Origin of the sequence: Sulfurimonas sp. (genome assembly GCF_016744025.1) — a bacterium.
Taxonomy (GTDB): Bacteria; Campylobacterota; Campylobacteria; order Campylobacterales; family Sulfurimonadaceae; genus Sulfurimonas.
Genome location: NZ_JADGFC010000003.1, coordinates 54,874 through 63,187, shown reverse-complemented (window position 1 = coordinate 63,187; position 8,314 = coordinate 54,874). Strand labels below are relative to the sequence as shown.

Sequence of the window (8,314 nt, the reverse complement as noted above, 5' to 3'; positions counted from 1 at the left end):
CAGAAAACAAGGAAGTCTTCTAAAATGAAAACTAGAGAATTCAAAATATACACAGAGTGTCTTAATCTGGATTATGATGATAATTTAAATAAAAATTTAATTGAAGAATATGTTATAGAAGATTTAGAAGTTCCGCAGGATTGTATAAAGTCACTAGAAGTATATGATGACTATGTAGATATAAAACTATCTACTACTCAAAGATACTTCAATGATGACTGGTATGTAAATTTATAAAGAGTTAGTTAACTCTTTATAAATCTCTTTCAATAACTTTTTTGAATGTATTAAAGTAGTTGTCTTTTAACTCATCCATACTCATAGTTACATCATTAACTTTAATGATATCTCCACCAATAGTTCCGATTTTTTCACAAGCCATAGACTCATCAAGCATTGCTTCAAAAGCTTCTTGATTTTCAGGTCTAACTTCGATAATAGCACGACTCATAGACTCAGCAAAGATATCTCTTTCATCTTCTACTGTCATTTCAACATCACATCCAAGACCTGAAGTTGCAGACATTTTAGCAAGAGCAATTACGACACCACCAGAACTAGCATCTTTAGCACATTCTAATAAGTGTTTCTTGTTACCTTCAATAACTAATTCCCAAAGAGCAAGCTCATTTTTATAGTTAATTTCAGGAATAATTCCAGCAACAGTATGACAAATTTCTTTCATATAAAGAGATCCACCAAACTCTGACTTAGATTCACCTACAAGATAAAGTGAGTTACCAGCACCTTGGAAAGATGACATTAAAACATTATTTTGATCATCATTTACACCAACAGTAGCAATTGAAGGAGTTGGAAAAACTGACACACCGTTTGTTTCATTATAAAGTGAAACATTTCCACCAATAACTGGAGTAGTTAACTCTAAACAAGCTTCTTTGATACCATCACAAGCTTGACCAAACTGCCACATAACTTCTGGGTTTTCTGGATTACCAAAATTAAGACAATCTGTAATAGCAAGTGGACGTGCACCACTCATAGCTACATTTCTACCAGCTTCAATAGTTGCAGCAGCTCCACCACCACGAGGATCAATGTAGCAAAAACGAACATTACAATCACAACTCATAGCTAGAGCTTTTCCATTCTCTTTTACACGAATAACAGATGCATCTAACATACCGCCATTTTTAATAGTGTTAGTTTGTACCATTGAATCATACTGAGTATAGATCCATGACTTATCTACAACTTCCATAGATTTAGTAAGTGTCTCAAATGCTTCTTGATTATTAACTTTGTCAAAATCATTGATAGTAACACTTGCAATTTCATCTAAGTAAGCAGGTTTTGTCATTGGACGGTTAAGCTCTGGTGCTTCTTCAGAAACTGGGTCAACAGGAACTTCAGCACATTTCTCACCATGCCAGAAAAGTTCCATATTACCAGTTGCTGTAACTTCACCAACAACAGCAGCATCTAAGTCCCATTTTTCAAATATATCAATAATAGCTTGCTCTGAACCTTTTTTAGCACAAAGAAGCATACGCTCTTGAGATTCACTAAGCATAAAGTCATAAGGAGTCATATCTTCTTCACGAGCAGGAACCTTATCTAGATGCATAATCATTCCAGAACCTGAACGTCCAGCCATCTCAAATGCAGAAGAAGTAAGACCAGCAGCACCCATATCTTGAATACCTACAACATGGTCTGTTTTGAAAAGTTCCATACAAGCTTCAAGTAGAAGTTTTTCAGTAAAAGGATCACCAACTTGAACTGTAGGACGAAGTGATTTTGACTCTTCTGTAAAACTATCAGAAGACATTACTGCACCACCAAGACCATCACGACCAGTTTTTGCACCAACGTACATTACTGGATTACCAAGACCTTCGGCTAAACCAAGAAAGATTTCATCTGATTTTGCAATACCAAGGTTAAATGCATTTACAAGGATATTACCGTTATAACACTCATCAAAACTAACTTCACCACCGATAGTTGGTACACCCATACAGTTACCATAACCACCAATTCCTTCAGTTACACCACGTACTAGATAACGTTGGTGAGCAGAAATTTTGTCATCATTTAAGATATTACCAAATCTAAGAGCATTCAAAGATGCAACAGGACGAGCACCCATTGTAAATACATCACGCATAATTCCACCAACACCTGTAGCAGCACCTTGATATGGTTCTATAAAACTTGGGTGATTATGAGACTCCATCTTAAATACAGCTGCATAACCATCACCAATGTCTATAACACCAGCATTTTCACCAGGACCTTGAATAACCCAAGGAGCTTTAGTTGGAAAACCTTTTAAGTGTACTTTTGAAGATTTGTAAGAACAATGTTCACTCCACATAGCTGAAAATATACCAAGTTCAACGATATTTGGTTCACGACCCAAGATCTCTTTCATATGGGTATAATCATCTTGACTTAACTTATGGTCTGCTAATACTTGTTCTATATTTTCTAGTTGTTGGTTCACAATGAAATCCTGAAAATTGGTTTTTAAATGTGGATTGTATCTAAAGCAAGGTAAAAGTTGTTTTAATGGGAAAAAAATCAAAAAATTTATACTTTAAGAAATCAAGACAATTTTTTATAAAATCCAATTCCCTTTTACGCCCATCTTTATAGTTTAATTTCACTCTTTTTAGAATTAAACTTTATAAAAAATTGTCTGATTTCACTAGGGTATTATAGCAACTTAAATAGTTGATTTCAAGCTTATATAAAGTTCGAAAAAGTTAAACTACATTTGCTTTATCAGCAATCAAATATAAGGTATTAAAAAAAAGGAAAATCATGTTAAATACTCTCACAGGTCCTGAAAAACATATTCAATTATTAAGTAACGAAATTGTTAAAATTCATGGTAATTTTGCAAAATTTGAAGAAGCAGATTTTTATCCAGAACATAACAAAAGAAAAACTTCTAGTGGATACAGAGATATCCACCATAAGTTGGTTGTCGAAGAAAATAGACCTTGTTTAATATGTGGAGTTACTCATAAATTATTATCAGATTCTACAAAAAAACAAGATAAAAAATTAAATCCGTATTCTGCAAAACAGATGGAAGCTCATCATCATATAGTTGAATGGTCGTTAGCCAATGCTATAGATATAGACAAATTTAATAATACTATGAGAATTCATTTAATGAATAAACATAAAGATACGCCTCTTTATCAAAAAGAGATGTCTCAGCAAGATATACTAGATTGGGTTGATCATAGTCCAGATAACCTATGGATATTATGTGATGTACACCATAGACATAATTATTTTGGAATACATCACGTTACATACCCTAATTGGGCTCCACAAAACTTGTTTACAGAAGAATTTTTAGATGCCATTGAGAAAAACATCTCTCATCATGAGGCTAGTACCAAGAGTTAAAACTTCTAATTATAAACTTTATAATTATCATAAAAGGGCTAAAAAATATATTTTTAGTCCTTAACTTAATGGGTGTATCGGGAGAGGTGGAGCTAGACTACCATCTTTATTTATGTTGTTTTAGTGAAAAGAAAAGTCAACTTTTGTACGAATGTTTTTCTTTAAAGAAAAGATATTTTTATACTTAATTTCTAAAATTTCATACTCTTTTTTGTCATTTGGTAACTTAAGTATAAACTCATCATCTACTTCTTTTCCTATCATAGCTTTTGCTATAGGAGAGTGGATAGAAATTAGTCCGTTTTCTGGTTCACTTTCTAAAATACCACATAAAGTAAATGTTTCTTCTTCATCTGTTTGAATATTTACTACATTCACGGTACTTCCAAAACTTACTTTTTTATGTTCAAATGTAGATGGGTCTACAATTTGTACTTTTGTAATCATGGAGTTTAGATAATAAAGCCTTCTATCAATAAAACGAAGTTTTTCTTTTGCAGCATGATAATCAGCATTTTCACTTCTGTCACCATGTGCGGCAGCAACAAGTTTTTCCTCAGCTGTTTTTGGTTTTTCTATTTCTAATAAGAACTTAAACTCTTCAACTAGAAGGTCATAACCTTCTAGCGTCATTGGCTCTTTATTCATAAAAGATAAGTCTTAATGATTGAAACCTAGGATGTAATAAGTCTCTTTATTATCTAACTTATTTATTGTCACCTTAAATTTATCACTGAAATGTTTGATTTTTTCATGTGCTTCTTGAGCAATTTCTTCACTTGAAGATTCAACTTTTATTTTAAAATAATCGTTTGTATTTGACAATGCAACATATGATCCATCTACTTTTAAATGATCATGTAAATCCATGATGTGTTTTTGAATTTTTTCATACCCCGATGTATTATTCTCTATTCTTTCAAGTTGGCTCATAAGAGCACTATTTGGAGCATACCCGAGTTGTGTAAGCATTGCATCTCTTTGCATATTAGTCCTTTTTCTTAATGTAAAAGAAAATAATAACAGTTTATTGTAAATATTGAGTATTTATTTGTTTACACTACGCTATAATTATACCAATAACTTAATATCAATATAAAGAGAGTGTTATGACTGATGATATACTAAAAAAAATCAAACAACTTCCACCGCTTCCAGAATCTGCTATGCAGATAGAAGCTGTTTACCAAGACCCTGACAGTAGTTTTAACGATATGGTTAAAATTTTAGAAAAAGACCCTTTATTAACTGCCGATATCTTAAAAGATGCCAATTCTCCACTTTATGGGTTCTCTCGTGAAATAAACGCTATATCTCAAGCTGTTGGTCTATTTGGTATGGGAACTGTTCGTGGTTTTGCACTTGCAAGTATTGTTAAAAAAAGCTTTGCACTAGACCTTTCTCCTTATGGAATAAACAACGATATGTTCTCAGCATTATCAAAAAAACAACATGGTCTTATGACTGCATGGTGTATAAGAAAAGAGAATAAACTACTCGGTATTTTATCTCCAGCAGCATTCCTTGTTGAAATTGGTAAGGTTCTTATTTCTCAACAAATTATTACAGAAGGAAAACAAGAAGCTTTTAGAGATGCTCTTAATGAACTTCAAGATGTTGAAGCAGCTGAGAAAAAAGTAGTAGGAGTTGATACACCAGAAGTAAGTTCTACTATTTTTAAACACTGGAGATTTGAAGAAGGTTTGGTTGATACAATTGCAAATTGCCTTAGTCCAGAAAATGCGGAACCTGAAGACATAAGAGCTGCACAGATACTTCACGTAGTTCGTACTTGTGTTCCTATCAATGGCATAATCACAGATGCTAGTATTGAAACTGCTAAAACTCTTATTGAAAAATATGATCTTGATATGGAAAGTTTCGACAAAGCCATAGAAAACGCTAGATAATACTCCTTTGAAATCGCTACTAATTCGACTCACTCTTGGTTTGAGTGAGCAAGATATAAACACTGATGAACTTAAACACATAAACAACTTCTTAGCAAAAAAATATATTACAAAAAAAGACAATACTTATAAATTTAATTCTAAATATCGTGCCGGTACTCTTGGTCTTGTTCAAAAAGATACAGCCTACCTTAATGTAATTGGTGAAAATATTCGTGATCTTTTTATTGCTGAAGGTGACTTAGGCGATGCAAAAGAGGGAGACCTAATAATTGCGCAAAGACTATTAGGTAAACGTGGAACACCTAGTGCAAAAATAACCGAGATAGTTGGTCGAGCACAGAGCTACAGCGTAGCATACATAATTTCCAAAGAGGGAAGAAAAGCCTTAGTTGATTTAAAAACAGATTTTCCTACAGGAGTTGAACTCATACAAGATGAGTTAGACGCTTATGAGTTTGGCGATGTTTTCAAAGTTAATAACCAAGAAAACTCTATAATGGAAAAACTTGGAAATTTAAAAGACCCACTAGTTGATGAAAAAATAGTTCTCGCTCAGTTTAATAAACATGATGAGTTTGATGAAGAAGTACTAAAAATAGCTACCTCATTTGAAGCAGTAAATGCCTCAAAGTATCCTAAAAGAGTAGACTTAAGAGACTTATCTTTTTGTACTATTGATCCTGTTACTGCAAAAGATTATGATGATGCTATTTACTGGGATGATAAGAATAGTACACTTTTTGTAGCTATAGCTGATGTAAGTGAGTACGTAACTCCTTTTGGAACTATTGATAATGAAGCAATATATAGAAGTTTTTCTATATATCTTCCTCATCGTTCTATTCCTATGCTTCCAAGACAGCTTAGTGAAACTCTATGTTCACTTCAGCCTCATGTTGACAGACTTGCCTTTGTCTTTGAGATGAAGCTTGACTTAAATTCTCTAGAAGTAACAAAATCCAAAGTATATGAAGCAATAATTCACTCTCAAAGAAGATTTAACTATGAAGAGATAGATGATTTTTTCCAAGGAACTTTAGATGCTAAAGATGATTCAGAAAAAGAGATATTTACTTGGATAAAAAAACTTCGTCCAATTACAGATTCATTAAAAGAAAAAAGACTTAAAATAGGTTATGATTTTCGCTCAAACGAGTTAGAGATGAATATTGATGATAAGTCAAATATATCTTCTACTACTTTTGCAGAGGAAACCCCTTCTCATTCTCTCATAGAAGATTGTATGCTTTTAGCAAATAAAGAAGCTGCACGTCAATACAGCAGAGGAATTTTTAGGATTCATGAAGAGCCAAGTCAAGCAAAACTACAACTACTTTATCAAGAGTTAGCTGGAATCGGTATGTCTATTGATATCAAGAACTCTATTAAAGAGACTATAACAGATATACAAAATCAAGCAAGAGATATGGATTTAGAATCAGAAGTAGATACTCTAATTATTCGCTCACAGATGCAAGCTAAATATGCTCCTCTTAATTCTGGACACTTTGGACTTGGTTTTGAAGAGTATACTCACTTTACTTCGCCTATTAGAAGATATTCAGATCTTATTGTTCATAGACTTTTAAAAGCTATAAACAACAATGACACTCAAGAAGGATCTTATGTTCTTAGAAACATAGAAGCCCTAAGTATGACTATAAGTGAAAAAGAGAGAGAAGCAAGTACAATCGAAGTTGAGTTTCAACAGAGAAAATTCTCTCGTTGGGCAAATGAAAACCTTGACAAAGAGTTTAAAGCAAGAATTACAACAACTGAACCAGAATACAGAGCTGAAATACATGATGAGATAATGGGTGCAAGAGTATTAATCACATCTGCTGAAAATGCTGTACTTTTTCAAGATGTAATAATTTGCATAGATAAAGTAGATATAGCTAAGGCAAAGATTTTTGCTCATGTCGTAGGAACAAGTGATGTACAAGGGTGAATTAGACAAGCATATACAAAACTCTAGCATCTCTAATAGTTTTGTATTTTTTGGTGAGAGCAGTTTTCTAATAGACAGCTACACCAAAAAACTAAGTACTATAGAAGACTCTTCCTCAATAACTTTTTACTATGACGAGTATGACTTTAAAAGTGCAAAAGCACATCTTTCTCAAGCTTCTCTTTTTGGTGGAGTAAATGTATTAGTAGTAAAAAGTGAAAAGAAAGTTCCTAAGAAAGAGTTAGATGATTTAATAGATCTATGTGAAAAGAATCAAGAGAATCTTTTTATATATGCTTATTATGGAAGCGATCATAAAACTTATGCAAAAGCATTTTCTAAAAAGAGCACTATGAGTGTTAGATTTTTCAATCCTAGCCATCATGAAGCTATAAATATCATCTCAGAAGTTGTTCAAGAGAAAAATGTAAATATGGATAAGTATTCAATTGCTCATCTTTTAAATATCCATAATGGTGATGTTGCTCTAGCTTATAATGAAATAGAAAAGTTTAGAGTTTACGATAAAGTCATTACGACAAAAGACATAGAGCATCTTGTTTCTGGACTTGCCGAAATTAGCATGGATGACTTTATTAAAAAGATTCTTTCTAAAAAAGATTTCACTCAAGACTTAAATAATATCCTAGACCATGGTGAGGATGAGATACGAGTAGCTACAGCACTCACAGCATACCTAACACAGCTTTATATGTTCAATATCTATATAAGAGTAAATGGAGCACCTAATGCTCTTGAAATACTAGGTTACCCTGCTCCAAAATTTGTAGTTGATGAAAAAGCTGCACTATCATTAAAATTTAAACCAAATACTTATTATAAACTACATGAGCTATTATTAGATGCAGAGCTAAAGATGAAAAGTTCTGGTGTTGATAAAGGTGCGATATTACTATCTACACTAATAAGAGTTCAGAAACTTCTTTAAAATAAAAAATTGTAAAACTAAAGATTTTTGATTTATAGTGTTCAGATTTGGATGTTTGTGAGAGAGAGCTTACATTTGTAAGTGACCGAGCACATCATCCGAAGATGAGTG

The 8,314-nt window shown here is 32.6% G+C and carries 8 protein-coding genes; 5 read left to right on the top strand and 3 right to left on the bottom strand.

Going from position 1 to position 8,314, the window contains the following annotated elements:
• A partial coding sequence (locus tag QZZ48_RS01410) for a hypothetical protein (protein WP_294961019.1) occupies window positions 1-237 on the top strand: 237 nt, incomplete at its 5' end.
• Between the two features lie 16 nt (window positions 238-253).
• Here QZZ48_RS01410 and purL read toward each other — a convergent pair.
• Entirely contained in the window at window positions 254-2,470 is a 2,217-nt protein-coding gene (gene purL, locus QZZ48_RS01405; protein WP_294961016.1) for a phosphoribosylformylglycinamidine synthase subunit PurL, read from the bottom strand.
• A 320-nt stretch (window positions 2,471-2,790) separates the two neighbouring features.
• On the opposite strand from purL, the gene QZZ48_RS01400 reads away from it, so the two are divergent.
• Complete coding sequence (locus QZZ48_RS01400) at window positions 2,791-3,390, top strand: hypothetical protein (protein WP_294961013.1); 600 nt, start codon at window positions 2,791-2,793, stop codon at window positions 3,388-3,390.
• 120 nt (window positions 3,391-3,510) lie between these two features.
• Here QZZ48_RS01400 and greA read toward each other — a convergent pair whose 3' ends face one another.
• On the bottom strand, window positions 3,511-4,038 hold the full coding sequence (gene greA / locus QZZ48_RS01395) for a transcription elongation factor GreA (RefSeq protein ID WP_294961010.1): 528 nt from the start codon (window positions 4,036-4,038) through the stop codon (window positions 3,511-3,513).
• A gap of 12 nt (window positions 4,039-4,050) precedes the next feature.
• Entirely contained in the window at window positions 4,051-4,377 is a 327-nt protein-coding gene (locus QZZ48_RS01390) for a hypothetical protein (protein WP_294961007.1), read from the bottom strand.
• 122 nt (window positions 4,378-4,499) lie between these two features.
• Here QZZ48_RS01390 and QZZ48_RS01385 point away from each other — a divergent pair, with 122 nt between their 5' ends.
• The 3 genes from QZZ48_RS01385 to holA are packed head-to-tail and all read left to right on the top strand — an operon-like array spanning window position 4,500 to window position 8,203.
• Window positions 4,500-5,300, top strand: a complete 801-nt coding sequence (locus tag QZZ48_RS01385; RefSeq protein ID WP_294961005.1) for an HDOD domain-containing protein — start codon at window positions 4,500-4,502, stop codon at window positions 5,298-5,300.
• Window positions 5,301-5,307: 7 nt separating this feature from the next.
• Window positions 5,308-7,254, top strand: a complete 1,947-nt coding sequence (locus QZZ48_RS01380) for a ribonuclease R family protein (RefSeq protein ID WP_294961003.1) — start codon at window positions 5,308-5,310, stop codon at window positions 7,252-7,254.
• Window positions 7,241-8,203 carry a DNA polymerase III subunit delta gene (holA, locus tag QZZ48_RS01375; protein ID WP_294961001.1) on the top strand — a complete coding sequence of 321 codons (963 nt, stop codon included), beginning with the start codon at window positions 7,241-7,243 and terminating at the stop codon, window positions 8,201-8,203. The genes QZZ48_RS01380 and holA overlap by 14 nt, the downstream gene beginning before the upstream one ends.
• The last annotated feature ends 111 nt before the right edge of the window (window positions 8,204-8,314 follow it).

Excerpts from the sequence above, each read along its gene's own strand:
- QZZ48_RS01400 (WP_294961013.1), top strand. The coding sequence starts at position 2,791 with ATGTTAAATACTCTCACAGGTCCTGAAAAACATATTCAATTATTAAGT.
- greA (WP_294961010.1), bottom strand. The coding sequence starts at position 4,038 with ATGAATAAAGAGCCAATGACGCTAGAAGGTTATGACCTTCTAGTTGAA.
- QZZ48_RS01390 (WP_294961007.1), bottom strand. The coding sequence starts at position 4,377 with ATGCAAAGAGATGCAATGCTTACACAACTCGGGTATGCTCCAAATAGT.
- QZZ48_RS01385 (WP_294961005.1), top strand. The coding sequence starts at position 4,500 with ATGACTGATGATATACTAAAAAAAATCAAACAACTTCCACCGCTTCCA.
- holA (WP_294961001.1), top strand. The coding sequence starts at position 7,241 with ATGTACAAGGGTGAATTAGACAAGCATATACAAAACTCTAGCATCTCT.